20 protein-coding genes and 1 pseudogene are annotated in these 18642 nt (G+C 67.0%); 11 read left to right on the top strand and 10 right to left on the bottom strand.

All coding sequences use genetic code 11. The features are described 5' to 3' along the window. Nucleotides 1-353: 353 nt before the first annotated feature. The 3 genes from ABZW16_RS00105 to ABZW16_RS00095 are packed head-to-tail and all read right to left on the bottom strand — an operon-like array spanning nucleotide 354 to nucleotide 3148. Nucleotides 354-1979 (bottom strand): FAD-binding protein, encoded by a 1626-nt coding sequence (locus tag ABZW16_RS00105; protein WP_354950489.1) that lies wholly within the window; start codon nucleotides 1977-1979, stop codon nucleotides 354-356. A 51-nt stretch (nucleotides 1980-2030) separates the two neighbouring features. Next, the gene (locus ABZW16_RS00100) at nucleotides 2031-2297 is read right to left on the bottom strand and encodes a hypothetical protein (protein WP_354950487.1); all 267 of its coding nucleotides are present in this window, start codon (nucleotides 2295-2297) and stop codon (nucleotides 2031-2033) included. Continuing rightward, nucleotides 2294-3148 carry a PHP domain-containing protein gene (locus ABZW16_RS00095; protein WP_354950883.1) on the bottom strand — a complete coding sequence of 285 codons (855 nt, stop codon included), beginning with the start codon at nucleotides 3146-3148 and terminating at the stop codon, nucleotides 2294-2296. The genes ABZW16_RS00100 and ABZW16_RS00095 overlap by 4 nt, the downstream gene beginning before the upstream one ends. A 62-nt stretch (nucleotides 3149-3210) precedes the next feature. Between ABZW16_RS00095 and ABZW16_RS00090 the strand changes: the two genes are divergently transcribed. Next, nucleotides 3211-4287 carry a magnesium and cobalt transport protein CorA gene (locus ABZW16_RS00090; RefSeq protein WP_354950485.1) on the top strand — a complete coding sequence of 359 codons (1077 nt, stop codon included), beginning with the start codon at nucleotides 3211-3213 and terminating at the stop codon, nucleotides 4285-4287. Nucleotides 4288-4291: 4 nt separating this feature from the next. On the opposite strand, the gene ABZW16_RS00085 is transcribed toward ABZW16_RS00090, so the two are convergent. Genes ABZW16_RS00085 through ABZW16_RS00075 form a run of 3 tightly spaced genes read right to left on the bottom strand, consistent with a single transcriptional unit; the run spans nucleotide 4292 to nucleotide 6353 of the window. Then, nucleotides 4292-4873: a suppressor of fused domain protein gene (locus ABZW16_RS00085; RefSeq protein WP_354950483.1), complete on the bottom strand. Its 582-nt coding sequence runs from the start codon at nucleotides 4871-4873 to the stop codon at nucleotides 4292-4294. 4 nt (nucleotides 4874-4877) lie between these two features. Then, on the bottom strand, nucleotides 4878-5369 hold the full coding sequence (locus ABZW16_RS00080; protein WP_354950481.1) for a general stress protein: 492 nt from the start codon (nucleotides 5367-5369) through the stop codon (nucleotides 4878-4880). A 12-nt stretch (nucleotides 5370-5381) separates the two neighbouring features. Beyond that, nucleotides 5382-6353, bottom strand: a complete 972-nt coding sequence (locus ABZW16_RS00075; protein WP_354950479.1) for a CoA ester lyase — start codon at nucleotides 6351-6353, stop codon at nucleotides 5382-5384. Between the two features lie 65 nt (nucleotides 6354-6418). Between ABZW16_RS00075 and ABZW16_RS00070 the strand changes: the two genes are divergently transcribed. The 9 genes and pseudogenes from ABZW16_RS00070 (at nucleotide 6419) to ABZW16_RS00030 (ending at nucleotide 14935) form a co-directional block, all read left to right on the top strand. Next, a complete protein-coding gene (locus ABZW16_RS00070; protein ID WP_354950477.1) occupies nucleotides 6419-7735 on the top strand; it encodes a CBS domain-containing protein in 1317 nt (438 codons plus the stop codon). After that, on the top strand, nucleotides 7728-8273 hold the full coding sequence (locus ABZW16_RS00065) for a DUF1003 domain-containing protein (protein WP_354950475.1): 546 nt from the start codon (nucleotides 7728-7730) through the stop codon (nucleotides 8271-8273). Before ABZW16_RS00070 ends, ABZW16_RS00065 begins: the two co-directional genes overlap by 8 nt. Before the next feature lie 162 nt (nucleotides 8274-8435). After that, nucleotides 8436-9932, top strand: coding sequence for a lytic murein transglycosylase (locus tag ABZW16_RS00060; RefSeq protein ID WP_354950473.1), 1497 nt, complete (start codon nucleotides 8436-8438; stop codon nucleotides 9930-9932). A gap of 140 nt (nucleotides 9933-10072) precedes the next feature. After that, a complete protein-coding gene (locus ABZW16_RS00055) occupies nucleotides 10073-10936 on the top strand; it encodes a lytic murein transglycosylase (protein WP_354950471.1) in 864 nt (287 codons plus the stop codon). Nucleotides 10937-10956: 20 nt separating this feature from the next. After that, on the top strand, nucleotides 10957-12093 hold the full coding sequence (locus tag ABZW16_RS00050) for an Mrp/NBP35 family ATP-binding protein (RefSeq protein WP_354950469.1): 1137 nt from the start codon (nucleotides 10957-10959) through the stop codon (nucleotides 12091-12093). Nucleotides 12094-12272: 179 nt separating this feature from the next. Then, nucleotides 12273-12542: pseudogene (locus tag ABZW16_RS00045) on the top strand (DivIVA domain-containing protein); the annotation flags it as partial. 590 nt (nucleotides 12543-13132) lie between these two features. Next, complete coding sequence (locus tag ABZW16_RS00040; RefSeq protein ID WP_354950467.1) at nucleotides 13133-13714, top strand: DNA-3-methyladenine glycosylase I; 582 nt, start codon at nucleotides 13133-13135, stop codon at nucleotides 13712-13714. 212 nt (nucleotides 13715-13926) lie between these two features. After that, a complete protein-coding gene (locus ABZW16_RS00035; protein ID WP_011211259.1) occupies nucleotides 13927-14094 on the top strand; it encodes a DUF3117 domain-containing protein in 168 nt (55 codons plus the stop codon). Beyond that, a complete protein-coding gene (locus ABZW16_RS00030; RefSeq protein ID WP_354950463.1) occupies nucleotides 14081-14935 on the top strand; it encodes a putative RNA methyltransferase in 855 nt (284 codons plus the stop codon). The genes ABZW16_RS00035 and ABZW16_RS00030 overlap by 14 nt, the downstream gene beginning before the upstream one ends. A 19-nt stretch (nucleotides 14936-14954) precedes the next feature. Here the strand turns inward: ABZW16_RS00030 and glgA are convergent, their stop codons facing one another. Beyond that, complete coding sequence (gene glgA, locus ABZW16_RS00025) at nucleotides 14955-16124, bottom strand: glycogen synthase (RefSeq protein WP_354950881.1); 1170 nt, start codon at nucleotides 16122-16124, stop codon at nucleotides 14955-14957. A 125-nt stretch (nucleotides 16125-16249) separates the two neighbouring features. Between glgA and glgC the strand changes: the two genes are divergently transcribed. Further along, complete coding sequence (gene glgC / locus ABZW16_RS00020) at nucleotides 16250-17464, top strand: glucose-1-phosphate adenylyltransferase (RefSeq protein WP_354950461.1); 1215 nt, start codon at nucleotides 16250-16252, stop codon at nucleotides 17462-17464. A 6-nt stretch (nucleotides 17465-17470) separates the two neighbouring features. Here the strand turns inward: glgC and ABZW16_RS00015 are convergent, their stop codons facing one another. The 3 genes from ABZW16_RS00015 to ABZW16_RS00005 form a co-directional block, all read right to left on the bottom strand. Continuing rightward, the gene (locus tag ABZW16_RS00015) at nucleotides 17471-17671 is read right to left on the bottom strand and encodes a hypothetical protein (RefSeq protein ID WP_354950459.1); all 201 of its coding nucleotides are present in this window, start codon (nucleotides 17669-17671) and stop codon (nucleotides 17471-17473) included. A gap of 85 nt (nucleotides 17672-17756) precedes the next feature. Then, nucleotides 17757-18014 (bottom strand): hypothetical protein, encoded by a 258-nt coding sequence (locus ABZW16_RS00010; RefSeq protein ID WP_354950457.1) that lies wholly within the window; start codon nucleotides 18012-18014, stop codon nucleotides 17757-17759. A 121-nt stretch (nucleotides 18015-18135) separates the two neighbouring features. Continuing rightward, the coding region (locus ABZW16_RS00005) for an O-methyltransferase (protein WP_354950455.1) at nucleotides 18136-18642 on the bottom strand (507 nt) is incomplete at its 5' end.

Here is an 18642-nt window from a genome sequence, read left to right as displayed (position 1 = left end):
GTGCGCTGACCGGGGCGTTTCGAGTCGGACCGCAGGCGTCGAAAGACCGACGGTCCGATACCGAAATGTGGCGCGGCACTGATCCGCAGAGCGAGGGCCGAACGGGTGTGTCCGGATAGAACGTGCGGGGGGATCCTCGGGACGCGACGGTGCGTCGCGAGGCGGAGATCGCCGATGTTCCCGAACCCGGCGGTGGCGTAGGTGGGAATCCGCAACATTCTGCCAGCCGGGACGACGCATTGCCAAACCGGCGTGTCGTATCCCGGCCGAGCGTCATCTTTCGAGGGTAGGTCGTCCGAATTACCTGGGGGTAAGCAGAAACTCGCAGCTCGGTAGCGGTATCCCGTGAGCTGTCACAACGGGACCGGATCGGCCGCGGTGAGATCCGGACCGGCCTCGGGTTCGGGCAGCACCGCGGCGACTTCGGGCACGGCGGCGGCGAGTTGCGCAGCGGGCTGGCGCGGGTCCGATCGCACCCATACCGTGTCGAGCCCGCCGGAGGTCAACCGCACCCGCCAATCCGCCGCGGCGCCGGGATGATCGGTGCGCCTGTGCATCCCGCGGCTCTCGGTGCGCGCCAGGGCACTGTATTTGGTCCAGCGCGCCACCGCCAGCAGTGCCGCCGCCTGCCTGGCCCGCAGCCGATCCGCGCCGAATCCGCCCAGATCGAATTCGGCGCCCGGCCACATGGCGTCGAGTTCGGCGATGCTGTCGCGCAGACTCCCCGCGCTGCGCCAGTAGCTGCGGCGCAGCGGCAGTGTGTGCTCCTGCACCAGCCCGACCACCGCGCGCGGATCAATGCGGGCCACCGGGTTCAGTCCGGCACCCGCCAGCTCGCGCACCGGCCCGGTCCGGCCGCGACCGCGCGCGAACCGGGCCGCACCCTTACCCGCCCATACCCCCGAGGCGATGGCCCAGGCGCCGCCCTGACCGCCGAAGCCGCTGACCGCACCGGTGATCGGCTCGCGCGTCATCACATCGCCCGCGCCGTACAGTCCGGCCACCGTGGTCGCACAGTCCACCCCGGCAATGCGCAGCCCGCCGGTCCCGCGCACGGTGCCCTCGAGCACCGCGCGCAGCGGCACCCGGCGGGTGCGGTCGACCAGGCCCTGCCGGGACAGCCAGCGCCGGACCGGGTACGGCACATCTTCCACTGCGGCGTAGATCCGGTGGCCATCGGCGATCGCGGCGAACGCCGCGGCACGATGACCGGTGATCTTCGCGCCGGATTCGTCGTAGAGCGTCGCGAAATGCAGTGCCAGCCCGGGTGCGAACGCCGCATCGCGGGATGCGGACAGCACCGGCGCAAGTCCGTAGGCGCTGGAGAATTCCATCCCGGACAATTCCGCGCCCGCTTCGACGGCCAGCAGCAGTCCGTCGCCGGTATCGACATCGGTGCCGGCGCCCCCGGACAGGAAGGCGCAGCCGCCAGTGGCGACGACAACGGCCCCGGCCCGGATGGTCCACGGGCGAAAACCATTGAGCTGCTGCACGCCGACCGCACCGGTGACCGCACCGTCGCGATCGACGAGCAATTGCAGCGCGGGATGATGATCGAGCACGTGCACCCCCGCCTCCAGCACGCTGCGGCGCATCCGGCGCAGGTAGCTCACGCCGTCCAGGTAGACGCGCAACGATGGCCCCCTGGCATCGGGGCCACTGCCTTCCCCTGGAAACCGATAGCCCCACTGGGCCAGCTGTTCGACCCGCCGATGCGTCTCGTCGAGCACCCGCAGCATCCACTCCGGTTCGGCGAGTCCGCCGCCGTGCGCATAGGCGCGCCGCACCGCATCGTCCCTGGCGGGTCCCGGCGGGATATTCCACAGCGATGTCGTCCCGCATGCGGTGGGTCCGCTGGCACCGCAGCGTGCCTTGTCGACGAGTACCACCCGAGCGCCCGCGCTGGCGGCGGAGACGGCGGCCCAAACCCCGGCGGGACCGCCGCCGAGGACGAGCACATCCGTCTCGCATTCAGTCACAAAGAGAAATGTTCGACCACAATTCACGTGGCCGCAACCATTACCGAGATATCAGCTCCACCACTGCGTCCAGAGCAATAATCCGGCGACGATGAAAACGACCATCGATCCGGAAAAAGCAGCAAAACCCCGATGCCGATCCGAAAAGATCTGTGCGCCGACGCCGATCACGGATGCGGCGACATGCCATGTCACCGATTCCCCACCGGGTCCGGGAAAATCGCGCCGAGCAGCGATAACCGCGGTACCGACAACGACGAGGGCGAGCACGAACATCCCACCGGCAACAATTCCGCTGAGTCCGCGCAGCACTCTCACGAGGCGATCACCGGCACTCCCGTGGCTTTGCCTGCAAGTTCCTCGAATTGCGCCGGATCGGTGGTGAATTCACCGAGCCGGATGGTTTTGTTCGCGCCGTGATAGTCCGACGATCCGGTCGTGATGAGGCCGAGTTCGGCGGACAGATCGACGAGCAGCGCCCGGTCGGCCGCGGAATGGTCCGGATGCGCGATCTCCAGCCCACCGAGTCCGAGGGTGGCGAGTTCGCGAATCTCGTCGAGCGCGAGCAACCGGCCCCGCTTGCGCGCCCTGGTATGCGCGAGCACGCTGACGCCACCGGCGGCCGCGATCATCTCGACGGCCCGGCGCAACGGCGTATCGGCCTTTTCCGCGTAGTAGCGACCGTGCGGGGCCAGCAATTCGGTAAAGGCCGCGTCCACACTCGGCACCACTCCGGCCTCGACGAGGGCACGCGCCAGGTGCGGGCGGCCCGCGGACGGTCCGGCAGAGGCCAGCACTGCGTCCGGATCGACGGGTAGTCCGTCGGCCTGCATCCGCTCGGCCATCGCGCGCAAACGCTCGACCCGCTCAGCACGCAGGCGCTCGCGCTCGTCGGCGAAGCACCGATCGGTCGGATCGAAGAGGTACGCGAGTAGGTGCACCGGAACCGGCCACCCGTCCTCGCCGAGGCCGATACACGACATCTCCATGCCGCGGACCAGCGTCAACCCCTTCGGCAGCGCGTCGACCGCCTCGCTCCACCCCGCGGTGGTGTCGTGGTCGGTGATCGCGACGACGTCCAGTCCCGCGGCCGCCGCATTCCGGACGAGTTCGGCCGGGGTATCGGTACCGTCGGACGCGGTCGAATGGGTATGCAGGTCGATGCGCACGCCTTCTTTCATACCGTGCCGCTCGTCTCGAGCCGCAGGCGCAGCCGACGTAGCATCGAGCGGTGCCATCTATTCCGCCGCTACCGTCGTTCCGCGGCCAGGCCCGAGCGCGCACGCCGCTGCCCCATATCCCAGTGCCCACCGCGCGTGCGGTGGTCGATTGCGCTGTTTACATCGACGGCAGGCGACTGCCCGGCCACTTCAGTCCTGCGGACGCGATGGCCGAGGTGAGCAACCGCGGAACCGGATTCGTGTGGGTCGGACTGCACGACCCGGACGAGTACCAGATGGCCGATATCGCCAAGACCTTCGATCTGCATCCGCTGGCCGTGGAAGACGTCATCCACGCCCATCAGCGACCGAAGCTGGAACGCTACGACAACACTCTGTTCCTCGTACTGCGCACCGTCAGCTATGTCCCGCACGAAATCCACTCGATCAGCGAGATCGTCGAGACCGGCGACATCATGGTCTTCACCGGACCGAGTTTCGCGGTCACCGTCCGGCACGGCGAGCACACCGGATTGGCCGGTGTCCGAAAGGAATTGGAGAGCCAACCCGAGCAGCTCGGGTACGGCCCCGGTGCGGTGCTGCACGCTGTCGCCGATCACGTCGTGGATTCCTACGTCGAGGTCGCCCAGTCGGTCGAGAACGATATCGACGAGATGGAAGAGGAGATCTTTACGCCGCGCAGCAAAGTGTCCGTCGAATCGATCTATCAGCTCAAGCGTGAGGTCGTTGAGCTACGGCGCGCGGTGAATCCGCTCGGGACCGCGCTCGAAGCACTCGGCCGCAACACCGGAATGCCGTTGCCCAAGGAGGTTCGGCGATATATCCGCGATGTCGCCGATCATCACACGGCGGTGGCCGAGCGGATCAACGATTTCGACGAGGCGCTCAGTGCACTGATCACTGCCGCACTCGCCAAGGTCGGTGTCCAGCAGAACACCGATATGCGCAAGATCTCCGCGTGGGTCGCGATCGCCGCGGTGCCGACGATGATCGCCGGGATCTACGGCATGAACTTCACACATATGCCCGGATTGGAGTCGAGCTGGGCCTTTTGGCTGGTCATCGCGATAACGCTCGGGATCTGCGTCGGGCTTTACGTCAACTTCCACCGCAACAACTGGCTGTAGCGACTCAGAGATTCGCCGCACCGCGTCCTGGGTCGAAGACATCGATACCCGCCTCCGCCCACGCGTCGCGCAACGCCTGCGCACCGCGTACTCGCACCCAGGCCGCCTCGGTCGCGGTCACCGGTACCACCGCGAAATACCGCACCGGCTCGGCGGGCTCGGGCAACACCACCTCGGGAATGTCGCTCTCGCCCAACAACACCGCGGTGAACGGCGCATTGCGCCACATCGGCTCGCCGAGGTCGAGTAGCGCATCGGCTTGCAGCACAACGCCTTCCACGGCTGGCGCCGCGACCAGTACACCGAGTGTGCGGGCCAGCCCCGAGCTCGCTCCGACTCCCGCGCGCAGTGTCAACACCAGTTCGGCCCGCGGCCCGCGCACCGGATCGGCGTGCAGGTCACCGGGATCGCCCATGGGATGGCGGGAGCCGCCGAGGGTTACGTAGTGCACCAGCTCCTCGCCCGGGATGCGCAGGATCTCGATGGGCTCCAACCCGAGGAAGGTCACCGACGCGGAGTCGACACCCGTCGATGCCACACCGAAGTGGTCCAGCACCTCGGTGCGGACCTTCTCCACTACTTCCATGCGCTCAGATCGCCAACCGCGCCAGCATGTCCCGAGCCTGCTCGGCCGACTTCGGGTCGCACAGCACGTCATAGCGGCCCGCCACCAACTGCATGGTGGAGGCGAAGTCGCGCTGTCCCTTGGTCGCCGCGTACGGGATCGAGGTGGAGATGACGCCGAAGATGATGCCGCCGACCAGGCCGACCAGCACCGGCGCGAAACCGCCGGTGGTGGTGAACAGGCTCAGCAGCAGGCCGAGGAACAGGCCGAGCCACGCGCCCGAAACCACTCCGCCGCCGATCACCTTGCCCCAGGTCAGTCGGTACAGCACGCGTTCGACCTGCATGAGGTCGACGCCGACGATGGTCACGTCTTGCACAGGGAACTGGTTGTCGGCCAGGAAATCGACCGACTTCTGCGCCTCGGCATAGGTCGGATACGAGCCGACCGGCCAGCCCGTCGGCGGCGTCGGCAGGCCCTGGCGCGCACGATTCGAGTTCCCCAAGGGATTCGTCATATCTCTATTCTGCTATTCCGAACCGATGTTCGGGGGTGTGAAACGCGTCGTCCCCATCTCTGCGGATCTCAGCATCCCCGCCGCTCGGCCCTTATCGGCGATTACCCGAGCCATCTTGGCGCTGGCTTCATCGATCATTTCGTCGCCGAGCATTACCGCACCGCGCGCACCGCCCTTTTCGGAGGTGTGGAAGGCGTAGGCATCCAGAATCAGCTCGGCGCGATCGTAATCGGCCTGGCGCGGACTGAAGATCTCGTTCGCGGCCTCGATCTGTCCGGGATGCAACACCCATTTGCCGTCGAAACCGAGCGCGGCGGTGCGTCCGGCCGCCCTGCGAAATCCATCGATATCCCGAATTTGCAGGTAGGGGCCATCGATTGCCTGCAATCCGTGCGCGCGGGCGGTGAGCAGGATGGTCATCAGAATGTGGTGGTAGGCATCGCCGGTGTCATAGCCCTCCGGCTGTTCGCCGACCACCAATGTGCGCATATTGATGCTGGCCATGAAGTCGGCCGGACCGAAGACCAGTGCCTGCACCCGCGGACTCGCGGTGGCGATCTCATCGATATTGCGCAATCCCAGCGCGTTTTCGATCTGCGGTTCTATACCGATCCGGCCGACCTCTAGCCCGCTCGCCTTCTCCAACTGGGTGAGCAGCAGATCCAGTGCCCGCACCTGACCCGCATCGGTGACCTTCGGCAGCAAAATCGCGTCCAGGGCCGCACCCGCACCTTCCACCACCGTGATCACATCGGTGTAGGTCCATTCGGTGGTCCAGTCGTTGACCCGCACCACCCGCAGCTGGCTACCCCAGCCGGAGTCGTTCAGCGCCGCCACGATATTCGCGCGGGCCTCGGCCTTGGCCGCGGGCGCGACCGCGTCCTCCAGATCGAGGAATACCTCGTCGACCGGTAGCCCCTTGGCCTTATCGATCATCTTCTTGCTGCTACCGGGGCAGGCGAGCACCGAGCGGCGCGGCTTCATGATCACTCCCGTCGATCGTGGGCATGGTGCGAATACCGGTCCGCGCACCCTCTAACCTGACAGCCATGGCAGCAACCAGGGTGTACGTCGCCAGACTTGCCGGGCTGGTGGTACTCGGCCCGGACGGCGAGTCTATCGGCCGCATCCGTGACGTCGTCGTGGCCATCCGCTACGACCGCCAGCAGCCGCGGGTGCACGGCCTTGTCGTCGAACTGCCGTCCCGGCGACGGATTTTCGTGCCGATGCTGCGGGTCACCACCATCGAACCCGGTGCTGTCGCGCTCAATACCGGCACGGTTAGCCTGCGCCGCTTCACCCAGCGGCCCGGCGAAATGCTCGCGCTCGCGCAGATCGTCGATTCCTCGGTGCGCGTTGACGATCCGGATCTGCCGGATGTCGCGGATGTCGATGTGCTCGTTGTCGATCTCGGCATCGAACAGACCCGGACCAGGGACTGGCGGGTGACCAGGGTCGCGGTGCGCGGACATCGCCGGCTCGGGCGCCGCCGTGCCGTGCACGTGGTGGATTGGACCCAGGTCAGCGGGCTGACCCCATACGAAATCGGCAGGCCAGGCCAGGACGTCACCCAACTGCTCGAACAGTTCGAGGGTCTGCGCCCCGCCGACGTCGCACATCTACTACGCGAACTGCCGGAGAAGCGGCGCGTCGAAGTGGCGGTCGCGCTCGATGACGAGCGCCTCGCCGACGTGGTGCAGGAACTTCCCGATGACGATCAGGTCGATCTGCTCGGCCACCTCGAGGTGGGCCGAGCCGCGGATGTGCTCGAGGCCATGGACCCCGACGATGCCGCGGACCTGCTCGGCGAGCTGCCGACGGGCGAGCGGGAATCGCTACTGGCACTGATGGATCCGGAGGAATCCGAACCGGTCCGCCGACTGCTGCAGCACTCGCCGGATACCGCTGGCGGTCTGATGACCCCGAAACCGGTGATCCTCACCCCGGCAACCACCGTCGCCGAAGCGCTGGCCCGGGTGCGCAACCCGGATCTGACACCGGCGCTGGCCTCCATGGTGTTCGTGGTGCGCCCGCCGACCGCCACACCGACCGGCCGGTTTCTCGGCTCGGTCCACTTGCAGCGACTTTTGCGCGAACCTCCGGCACATCTGGTCGGCGGCATTCTCGACACCGATCTGGCCCCATTGCGCCCAGATGTCCCGCTCGGCGCGGTGACCCGCTACTTCGCGACCTACAACCTGGTCTGCGGACCGGTCGTGGACGAGGAGAACCACCTGCTCGGCGCGGTGAGCGTGGACGATGTGCTCGACCATCTGCTGCCGGAGGATTGGCGCGAGCAGGAGGATACGCCCGATATGGCGCACGAGGCGGCCGCGAGACATGAGGGGACAGCCGACCGTGAGTGAGAAGAGTCCAGCGCGTCAGCGCCTCGAGACGCCGGTGGAATCGCGGTTCCGCTTCGACTACGACGCCGAGGCCATGGCCCGCTCCAGCGAGCGGGTCGCCCGATTCCTCGGCACCGGACGCTATTTGGCGATCCAGACCATCGTGGTGGTCATCTGGATCCTGCTGAACATCTTCGTGATCACGCTGCGCTGGGACCCGTATCCGTTCATCCTGCTCAACCTCGCGTTCTCCACCCAGGCCGCCTATGCGGCACCGCTGATCCTGTTGGCGCAGAACCGACAGGACAACCGCGACCGGGTGTCGTTGGAGGAGGACCGGAGCCGGGCCGCCCAGACCAAGGCCGATACCGAATTCCTTGCCCGCGAACTCGCTTCGCTGCGGATCGCGATCGGCGAGGTTGCTACGCGCGACTATGTCCGGCGCGAACTGGAGGAAATGCGAGAGGTACTGGAACGGATCGAGGCCGCCGAAGCCCCGGATCGCGAGTCGCAGTCGGATAAACCCGCAAAGGGTAATCGCAAGAAAAGCTCCGGCTGAAAGCAGGGCACGGTTCCGGTTTCACCGCCAGTTGCTGACGATTGACAGGAAATGCTCAACAACGTTCTGACCCGCGGGTAACCTGGACGGCGTTGTCCCGAGCCGCCGGGCAGGGGATGTCCCGGACAGCAGCTCCACGACGTCGAGGAATGGTGTGGCCGAATGCGAATATCCGCTCCGATAACCCTCTCGGCCCTGGTCGTCGCTGGTTTGGTCGCCACCGGCTCGGCAACCAACGTCACGCAGTCCAGTACTCCTGACAAAGCCCCTGAAGCTCTGCTCGCCGTGTCGACCGGTCGGGTCGTCGCCAACGGGGCATCCGACAATACCGGCGAGGCGCCATTGTCTCGGACAGTCGGTCTCCTTTCGGTCACGCCGGAGGCTCCCCGCAAACTTCGAGCAATGACCCCGCTTGCCGGTGGCACACCACTGTTCGCTGGTTCGGTGCCATTGCACGACATCTCGCTCCCGGCCACGGGCGGCGCGCTCGGCATCCCGGAAATCGTGCTCGCGGCATATCGCAATGCCGAACTCGCACTGGAATCCTCGATGCCCGGCTGCGGTCTGTCCTGGAGCCTGCTCGCCGGTATCGGCCGGATCGAATCCGGACATGCGGGCGGCGGTCGCACCGACGCCGCGGGCACCACGGTGACCCCGATCTTCGGCCCAGCCCTCGACGGCACCCTGCCGGGTAACCAGGTGATCAGGGCCGCCGACGGCACCGCGGTGCGCGCCATCGGTCCGATGCAGTTCCTGCCGGGCACCTGGAGTCTGTACGCCGCCGACGGCAATGGTGACGGCGTCGCCGATCCGCACAATGTCTTCGACGCCGCCCTCGCCGCGGGCAAATACCTCTGCTCGGGCGGGTTGGACCTGCGCGATCCGCAACAGGAACTGCGCGCGGTGCTGCGCTACAACAACTCGCTCGCCTACGCCGCCAATGTGCTGAGCTGGTCGATGGCCTACCGCACCGGCGGCACCCCGAGCCAGGTGCGCATCTCCCCCGATCTCATTCCGCCGGGCAGCGGGCCGATCACGGCGGGCACGGACATGCTGGCCGCATCCACCACATCGCCGACCACCACCACGACCACCGAGCCACCGCCGGCGAATACAGTGACCATCCCGACGCCGACCCAGGTGATGATCACCATCCCCGGTCTGCCGCCGATCCCGTGCGGCATCTTCTGCCCGCTACCCGCGCCCAAGCCGCCGTGCGAACCGCAGCAGGCGGCGCCGGCGCAGCTGCCCCCGCCCGGCGATCCGGCCCAGTCACCCATCGCACCGGCGCAGACCTTCGGTGCTGGCAATGGCGACCCGAAGGGCGAGCCGAAGGGCGAGCCGAAGGGCGAGCCGAAGGATCCCGCGCACCCGGATCAGCCCGAGGCACAGCCACAGCCACAAGCCGCCAACTGCACTCCGGCCCAACCCGGTGCGGCCCAGCCGGGGCCTGGAGCGGCACAGCCCGCGCCCAATGCGCAGACTCCCCCGCAGTCGCCGGGTGAATCGACGGAGACCACGCCGGAGAAGACGGCGGAGCCCGGCCTGCCCGACGCAGCGGAACCGACACAGACAGAACTCGCAACGCCGCCCGCACCGGGCATCACGCTGCCGTTCGGCATCGTCATCCCGCTGCCCGCACCGGTCCCGCAGCGCTGATACCAGGACAGATAACCGAACCGTTACGCCACACCGGAACCCGATAACGAAGCAGTAACAAAAAGGTCTCGAATGCGGTAATCTCTTCTTCGTTCCATCACGAAGGACTCGCTGCAGAGTCAATGGAGGGTCACCGCACAGTGGGGCGTCACCGGAAACAGTCGCCTGCGACAATCAAGCGCAGCTCCGTTATCGCATTGACCGGATTGGTTCCCGCTGGGTTCGTGGCTGTCGCCGCGTCCGCGGGCACGCTCGATCCGACCGCATCGTCTGTCCTGGAACATGTTCCGGGCGACGATCAAGACGACCAGGCGCTCGGACTCGCGGCCGCCGCGGAACCAGCAGCCACGGACGAATTCGTCGCTCACGCAATGGCAAAGCAGGCACGGAGTGCACCGCCGATCGTGAAAACCGTTGCGCTGCCGGATGGTAGGCAACCGGCCGCGCTGCCGGCCGGCCCGCTCGGCATTCCCGGCGTCGCCGTCGCGGCCTACCAGAATGCCGAACGCACACTCGCCGCCGAGAATCCCGTCTGCGGAATGCCGTGGTATCTGCTCGCCGGAATCGGCCGGGTCGAATCAACCCACGCCTACGGCAAGGCCGACGCCGACGGCAATCCGCTCACACCTGTCTATGGACCGGTTCTCGACGGCAGCCTCGCGGGCAATCACGTCGTCGGCGATACCGACGACGGCGCGCTGGACGGACTCAGCGGATACGACCGCGCCATCGGCCCCATGCAATTCCTACCGGAGACCTGGAAGCGCTACGGCGCCGACGGCAATGGCGACGGCATCGCCGATCCCCAGAACCTGTTCGACGCGGCACTGACCGCGGGCAAGTACCTGTGCGACGGCGGGTTGAACATGCGCGATCTCACCCAGCAGACGCGGGCGATCCTGCGCTACAACAACTCGATGGCCTACGTCGCCAATGTGATGGCATGGGCCGGATCCTATGCCTCCGGTATCGCACCCAAGCCCGGTGACCTGCCGCGAATCTGACACAACGTAAAATTTCTGCCATGCCAGTGGTTACGGAAGCGGATGTGCGGGGAGCCCTCGCGAAGGTCGACGACCCGGAGATCCGCAAACCGATCACCGAACTGGGCATGGTGAAGAGCATCGCGATCGGTGCCGATAGCAATGTCCATATCGTCGTCTACCTGACGACGGCGGGCTGCCCGCTGCGCACCGAGATCACTCAGCGGGTCACCAAGGCGGTGGCCGATGTCGCTGGCGTCGGTGCCGTCACGGTCGAGCTCGACATCATGAACGACGAGCAGCGCACCAACCTGCGCAAGCAGCTGCGCGGCGACTCCGCCGATCCGGTGATCCCCTTCGCCCAGCCCGGTTCGCTGACCCGCGTGTACGCGGTGGCCTCGGGGAAGGGCGGCGTCGGAAAGTCCAGTGTCACAGTCAATCTCGCCGCCGCCCTAGCTGCACGCGGTCTGTCGGTCGGTGTACTGGACGCGGATATCTACGGCCACTCGATTCCGCGGATGCTCGGCACCGACGCGCGGCCGACCCAGGTCGAGCGGATGATCATGCCGCCGCAGTCGCACAATGTGAAGTTGATCTCCATCGCGCAGTTCACCCAGGGCAATACGCCGGTGGTGTGGCGCGGTCCGATGCTGCACCGGGCGCTGCAGCAGTTCCTCGCCGATGTGTTCTGGGGCGACCTGGACGTGCTGCTGCTCGATCTGCCGCCCGGCACCGGCGATGTCGCGATCTCCATCGCGCAGCTGATCCCGAATGCGGAGATCCTGGTCGTCACCACGCCCCAGCCCGCGGCCGCCGAAGTCGCCGAGCGCGCCGGTGCGATCGCGCTGCAGACACGGCAGCGGATCGCCGGCGTCATCGAGAACATGTCCTGGCTCGATCTGCCCGATGGCACCCGGATGGACCTCTACGGCTCTGGTGGCGGCCAGTCCGTCGCCGAACGCCTCACCCGTGCGGTGGGCGCCAATGTGCCACTGCTGGGCCAGATTCCGATCGAACAGGCATTGCGCGAGGCCGGTGACGAGGGCACGCCGATCGTGCTGCGGGATCCGGAGAATCCGGCCGCCAAGGCATTGCTCGAGGTCGCCGACAAACTCGCGATCCGCCGTCGTGGACTCGCGGGCATGTCACTCGGCATCGATACGACGCGCCACCTGTAGCGGCGCGACGCGACGGCGCACCCGATCGCCCACCGACTTCGGGCCGCGGCGCGCCAACTCGGATCTACGAGACGAAAGCGGACTTGGTCGCCCGGCCAGCTGGCCACCGGCAATTCGAAGTCCGATTTCCGCAGGGCGGGTGGATGCCAGGTGTCGGTGTCGGCCAATAAGCTCGTGACATGCTCACGCTGCTGTTGTACGTGCTGATCGTCGGCTTGGTCGCCGCGGTCCTGTTCTTGCTCGCCAGTGCGGTATTCGGGCGCGCCGAGGAACTCGGACCGCTGCCCGAGGGCACGACCGCCACCGTTCTGCCCGCCGAGGGCATCAGCGGCGCCGATGTGCGCGCACTGCGCTTCCAGCAGGTGGTGCGCGGTTATAAGGCGGGCGAAGTGGACTGGGCGCTGACCCAACTCGCGACCAGAATCGACGAGCTGCAGCTCCAACTGGCCGAGGCGCTCGCCGCCCAGAGCCCGAACCTCCAGAAGCCGAACGTCCAACTTTCGAACCCGCAGCCGAGCACACAGACACCGGCAACCCCCAACGGCCCGACCGCACAGCCGCATACACCTGCTACCCAGCCCGACGCCCAGCCGCAAACACCGCCCGCTCCGACCAACGGCACCATCGCGCAGCCACAGCCGCCATCCGCCCAACCACAGACACCGACCGGTCACCCGCACGGCCCGACCGCCCAGTGGCGCACACCGGTCCCCCAGTCGGGCACTCCGACCACTCATCCACCGACACCGACCGGCCAACCGCACGGCGCGATCGCCCATCGGCAGCCGCCGACCGCATCACCCAACGGCACACCTGCCCCGCCGCACGCGGCGGCCCCCCAACCGCAGGCACCGACCGGCCAGCCACACGAGCCGATCGCCTACGCGTACACACCGGTCACCCCGCAACCGACACCGGCCACCGAGCCGCGCGTTCCGATTGCGCGGCCGCAGGTACCCATCGCTCAGCCGGAAGCTTCCTTTGCCCAGCCGAATCAACCCGCTGTCCACCCGCAGGTGCAGTTCGGGCTGGAGCAGAAATGACCGCCGAGATCGCTGGGGCCGCGCTGGCGGCCGAATCCGATGGCAAGCTCCGCTGCCCGTGGTCGGAGGGGTCTCAGCTCTACCGCGACTATCACGACCACGAATGGGGTAAGCCGCTACACGGCGACGACGCCATGTTCGAGCGCATGTGTCTCGAGGCGTTCCAATCGGGTCTGGCGTGGATCACCATTCTGCGCAAGCGACCGGCCTTCCGTGCTGCGTTTGCCGGGTTCGCGATCGACCGGGTGGCCGCCTTCGGTGACGGCGATGTGGCGCGGCTGCTCGCCGATCCCGGCATCGTCCGCAACCGGGCCAAAATCGATGCGGCGATCGCCAATGCGCGCGTCGCCGCGGACCTCGATATCGGACTCGACGAACTGATCTGGTCCTTCGCCCCGGCGTCTCGGCCACGCCCACGCACAATCGCCGAGGTACCCGCGACAACTCCCGAATCCGTAGCTCTGGCAAAAGAATTGAAGCGACGCGGGTTCCGTTTCGTCGGTCCGACCACCGCCTATGCGCTGATGCAGGCGACCGGAATGGTCGACGACCACCTGGCCGATTGTTGGGTCCGGTAGCGACTGCTCGCAGGTCGCTCGAAATGGTCGGCGCTGAGCGGCCCGATCCAGGCCGAGCGGTCACATTTCGAACTCAGGTATCCGTCCACTCCGGCGATAGGGAAGAATGGGACGGGTGTAGCTCGCCAAATGCCGGTGAGCTCGCTGGTTGGTGACAACTGGAGTTCCAAGAAAGTGCGCAGGATATCGCGCAGATCTGGAGGGAGCAGAGGATGGCGGCCATGAAGCCCCGCACCGGGGACGGTCCCCTCGAGGCAACCAAGGAAGGGCGTGGAATCGTGATGCGGGTTCCACTCGAGGGTGGCGGGCGTCTGGTCGTTGAACTCACGCCGGATGAAGCGGCAGCGCTCGGTGACGAACTGAAGAGTGTCACCAGCTAATTCCCCACTCGCTGAAGTGGCCGGGCTGCTGGCCTGTCCGGAATGCGGCTCCGGTATGGAGTCGCGGGATCGGACGCTGCGCTGCGGATCCGGGCACAGTTTCGACATCGCCAAGCAGGGTTACGTCAGTCTGTTGACCGGCGCGTCGACGAAGATGACCGGCGATACCGCGGCGATGCTGGATGCGCGCGCCACATTCCAGCTCGAGGGACATTTCGCGCCGATCGCCGATGCGGTGGCCACGGCCGCCGCGGCCGACGACTCATCCGGCCCGGTGCTCAACGACGATGCGGTACTGGAGGTCGGTGCCGGGACCGGCTATTACCTGGCCGCCGCGCTCGATGCCATCCCCGCCCGCGGGATCGCGTTGGACGTGGCCAAACCGGCGGCCAGACGCTGCGCCCGCGCCCATCCGCGCGCCGCCTCGGTACTCGCCGACGCCTGGCGCGGTCTACCCGTCCGCGACGGTGCGCTGCGCCGTGTGCTCTCGGTATTCGCGCCGCGCAATCCGAGCGAGGTCGCCAGGACCCTCACCACCGACGGCCGATTCGTCGTCGCCACTCCGACGCCACGCCATCTGGCCGAACTGATCGGCCCACTCGGCATGGTGACGGTCGACCCGGATAAGGAACGGCGCCTCACCGAGGCCATGTCCGGCCACTTCGCCCCCGTCGACCGCACGCTCGTCGAGTACTCGATGAAGCTCTCCCGCACCAATATCCGCGATGTGGTGGCGATGGGTCCATCCGCCCATCACGGGACCCTGCACGTCGATGCCCTCCCGGACACCGTCGAAGTCACCGCCTCGGTCCAGATCTCGACCTACCGGCCCCACCCATGAGCGCCAGCGATCGGCCGGGTCAGAGCTTGCGGACCTGGTCGTAGATCGCGACGGTTTGGGATGCGATCCGGAGCCAGTCGAATTCGGCAATGGCGCGGTGGCGTCCGGCCGCGCCGAATTCGGCGGCGCGCACCGGATCACCGGCGACCGCATTGACGGCCGCGGCCAGATCCTGTTCGTACTGCCGCACCGCATTCCCGTCGTAGTGCACCAGGCGACCCGTCTGCCCATCCGCCACCACCTCGGGAATGCCGCCGACATCCGAGGCGACCACCGCGGTCGCGCACGCCATCGCCTCCAGGTTCACGATGCCGAGCGGCTCGTAGACCGAAGGGCAGATGAAGACCGTTGCGGCGGCCAGGATCTGGCGGATCTGCTCGGTCGGCAGCATCTCGCGCACCCAGAACACATTGCCGCGCACGCTGCTGAGTTCGGCGACCGCCGCGGAAATCTCGGCCTCCAGCTCGCGGGTATCCGGCGCGCCCGCGCACAGCACCAGCTGGATCTCCGGATCGAAGTCGCGGGCCGCGGCGAGCAGATGCCCGACCCCCTTCTGCCGGGTGATGCGACCGACGAAGGCCACGATCGGCTGATCGGCGCGCACACCCAATTCGCTCAGAATCCACCGGGAACCCACGAGCGGCGGTCCCGGATGCCAGACGGTCGCGTCGATGCCGTTGTGCACCACGTGGACCCGGTCCGGATCGATCGTCGGATAGGCGTCGAGCACATCGTGGCGCATGCCCTCGCTCACCGCGATGATCGCGTCCGCGTATTCCACGGCATTGCGTTCCGACCACGACGACAGGCGGTAGCCGCCGCCGAGCTGTTCGGCCTTCCACGGCCGCCGCGGCTCCAGCGAATGCGCCGTGAGCACATGCGGGATCCCATAGAGCGTCGCGGCGAGATGTCCGGCCAGCCCGGTGTACCAAGTATGCGAGTGCACCACATCCACCTGACCCGCGGCATCGGCCATCCGCAGCTGGGCAGACATCATCTGCAGCGCGGCATTGGCGGCGTAGAGATTCGGATCCGGCTGGTGCACTACGGCATCCGTACGCGGCACCCCCATGCAATGCACCGTCACCTCGCACAACTGCCGCAACTGCGCAGCCAACTGGGTGACGTGCACGCCCGCCCCGCCGTACACCTCGGGGGGAAATTCCCGTGTCAACATCGCCACACTCAGCCGGTCGGGATCACCGGCTACCGTCCCCGCACTCTCGCCGCCCGTGCCGAAACTCACTGCTTCAAACTAGACGTTCACTTTGGCATGGGCCACCTGTACCCGGGTGGCGCGGTAGTTTGGCAGATGTGAGGAGCCAGCCGCACGTACTCGGGATCGTGCTCGCCGGTGGCGAGGGCAAGCGCCTGTTCCCACTCACCGCGGATCGAGCCAAGCCAGCCGTCCCCTTCGGCGGCGCCTACCGTCTGATCGACTTCGTACTCAGCAATCTGGTCAACGCGGGCTATCTGCGCCTGTGCGTGCTCACCCAGTACAAGTCGCATTCGCTGGACCGGCACATCTCGCAGACCTGGCGGCTGTCGGGTTTCGCCGGGGAGTACATCACGCCGGTACCCGCGCAGCAGCGCCTCGGTCCGCGCTGGTACACCGGCAGCGCCGACGCGATCATGCAATCGCTGAACCTGATCTACGACGAGGATCCGGACTACATCGTGGTCTTCGGCGCCGATCACGTGTACCGGATGGATCCGGAGCAGATGGTCCAGCACCACATCAACTCCGGTGCTGGCGTCACCGTCGCCGGTATCCGGGTGCCGCGCAGCCAAGCGAGCGCATTCGGCTGCATCGACTCCGACGAGTCCGGGCGGATCACCCAATTCCTGGAGAAGCCCGCGCATCCGCCGGGCACACCGGACGATCCGAACGTCACCTTCGCTTCGATGGGCAACTACGTCTTCACCACCAAGGTGCTGGTGGATTCGATTCGTGCCGACTCCGACAACTCCGATTCCGATCACGATATGGGCGGCGACATCATCCCCGCGCTGGTGGCGGCGGGTGAGGCCGCGGTATACGACTTCGCCGACAATGAGGTGCCCGGCGCGACCGAACGCGACCGCGGTTACTGGCGCGACGTCGGCACTATCGACGCCTTCTACGAGGCCCATATGGACCTCGTCTCGGTGCATCCGGTCTTCAACCTCTACAACAAGCACTGGCCCATCCGCGGCGCGGCGGAGAATCTGCCGCCCGCCAAATTCGCGCAGGGCGGGCTCGCACAGGAATGCGTGATCGGCGCCGGCTGCATTCTCTCGGCCGCGACCGTGCGCAATTCGGTGCTCAGCTCCAATGTCATGGTCGATGACGGCGCGACCGTCGAGGGCAGCGTGCTCATGCCGGGGGTGCGGATCGGCCGCGGTGCGGTGGTGCGCCGCGCGATTCTGGACAAGAACGTCGTCGTCGGCGAGGGCGAGATCATCGGCGTCGATCTGGACCGGGATCGGGATCGCTTCGCGGTCAGCAACGGCGGCGTGGTCACTGTCGGCAAGGGCGTGTGGGTCTAGTACCGGCTACCGAGCATTCGTCGGGCAGAAAGGCGCGCACGGCCCGGGAGTTTTCGGCACGGTCGTCGACGGCGACTTATCACCGAAATCGGCGGTGACGACCAACAGCATCAGAATCACCGCGAGTCCGAGCACGAGAACGAGAACAATCGCGGCCCGACCCCAGTTGATCGGGCGCGGCCCATAATCGTCGTCGTTGCCGAACATCCGAACCTCTCCCCGGTGTCCACACCGGGACATCCTCCTACTTGATACCCAGTCGGCGGAGGTTTTGCGCGGCAATTCTCGACGGCTATCGGGGGCCGGGTTGCGGCGGTCCGACGGTGGCCGTGCAGAACGGTTCGCAGGGCCCCGGAGTTAGCGGGACTTTTGTCCGTTCGGAGCCGAAATCGGCATTGCTGATCCACACCAGCACCACTACGGCGAGCACCATGATGAAAATCAGAAAGCCGAGTGCGGGCAGCAGACAGCCACCGCGTAATCGTCCCTCATTGATCGTGTGGCCGATATGGCCGATTTCGAGGATCTCGGATCCGCGCTCCCACACCATGGGCGTACCTTGCCGTCGTCGAACCTGGCATCAATACGGATACCCGTCGTACGGCGGCGGAATCAGCATGCGGCGAACGAAATCCCCACGCAAGCAGCGTTTATCGGTAGCCGGTCGGTTACTAGCCGCGCGATGCGCAGAGCAGACCGTCGCCGACCGGGATCAGCACGCTGGTGAGTTCGGGGTCCTCGGCGATCGCGCGAGTGGCCGCGCGCACCGCCTGGGTCGCCGGATCGCGCTGCGCCGGATCCGGAACCCGGCCGCCGAGCAGGGCGTTGTGCAGCAGGATCGCACCGCCCGCGCGCAGCAGCCGTACCGCCTGGGCGACGTATTGCGGATGCTCGAGCGGGGCCGCATCGATGAATACCAGGTCATAGGCGCCGTCGGCGAGCCTGGGCAGCACATCGAGGGCACGGCCGTTGATCAGCCGGGTGCGCGCGGGCGGGATCTCCGCGGTGCGAAACGCCTCCTTGGCCGCGCGTTGATGCTCCGGCTCGGAATCGATGGTGGTCAGGGTCCCGTCCTCGCGCATGCCATCCAGTAGCCACAGCCCGCTGATCCCCGCGCCCGTCCCCACCTCGACCACCGCTCGTGCGCCGAGGAGCTGGGCATACATGCTCAGCAGTGC

It is taken from the genome of Nocardia sp. NPDC004604 (genome assembly GCF_040609795.1).
Classification (GTDB): domain Bacteria; phylum Actinomycetota; class Actinomycetes; order Mycobacteriales; family Mycobacteriaceae; genus Nocardia.
Note: the sequence above shows the minus strand (reverse complement) of the source record. Positions and strands in the feature narration are given on the sequence as shown.

Excerpts from the sequence above, each read along its gene's own strand:
- ABZW16_RS00035 (WP_011211259.1), top strand. The coding sequence starts at position 13,927 with ATGGCGGCCATGAAGCCCCGCACCGGGGACGGTCCCCTCGAGGCAACC.
- ABZW16_RS00040 (WP_354950467.1), top strand. The coding sequence starts at position 13,133 with ATGACCGCCGAGATCGCTGGGGCCGCGCTGGCGGCCGAATCCGATGGC.
- ABZW16_RS00060 (WP_354950473.1), top strand. The coding sequence starts at position 8,436 with ATGCGAATATCCGCTCCGATAACCCTCTCGGCCCTGGTCGTCGCTGGT.
- ABZW16_RS00015 (WP_354950459.1), bottom strand. The coding sequence starts at position 17,671 with ATGTTCGGCAACGACGACGATTATGGGCCGCGCCCGATCAACTGGGGT.
- ABZW16_RS00085 (WP_354950483.1), bottom strand. The coding sequence starts at position 4,873 with ATGGAAGTAGTGGAGAAGGTCCGCACCGAGGTGCTGGACCACTTCGGT.
- ABZW16_RS00075 (WP_354950479.1), bottom strand. The coding sequence starts at position 6,353 with ATGAAGCCGCGCCGCTCGGTGCTCGCCTGCCCCGGTAGCAGCAAGAAG.
- ABZW16_RS00050 (WP_354950469.1), top strand. The coding sequence starts at position 10,957 with ATGCCAGTGGTTACGGAAGCGGATGTGCGGGGAGCCCTCGCGAAGGTC.
- ABZW16_RS00070 (WP_354950477.1), top strand. The coding sequence starts at position 6,419 with ATGGCAGCAACCAGGGTGTACGTCGCCAGACTTGCCGGGCTGGTGGTA.
- ABZW16_RS00010 (WP_354950457.1), bottom strand. The coding sequence starts at position 18,014 with ATGGTGTGGGAGCGCGGATCCGAGATCCTCGAAATCGGCCATATCGGC.
- ABZW16_RS00080 (WP_354950481.1), bottom strand. The coding sequence starts at position 5,369 with ATGACGAATCCCTTGGGGAACTCGAATCGTGCGCGCCAGGGCCTGCCG.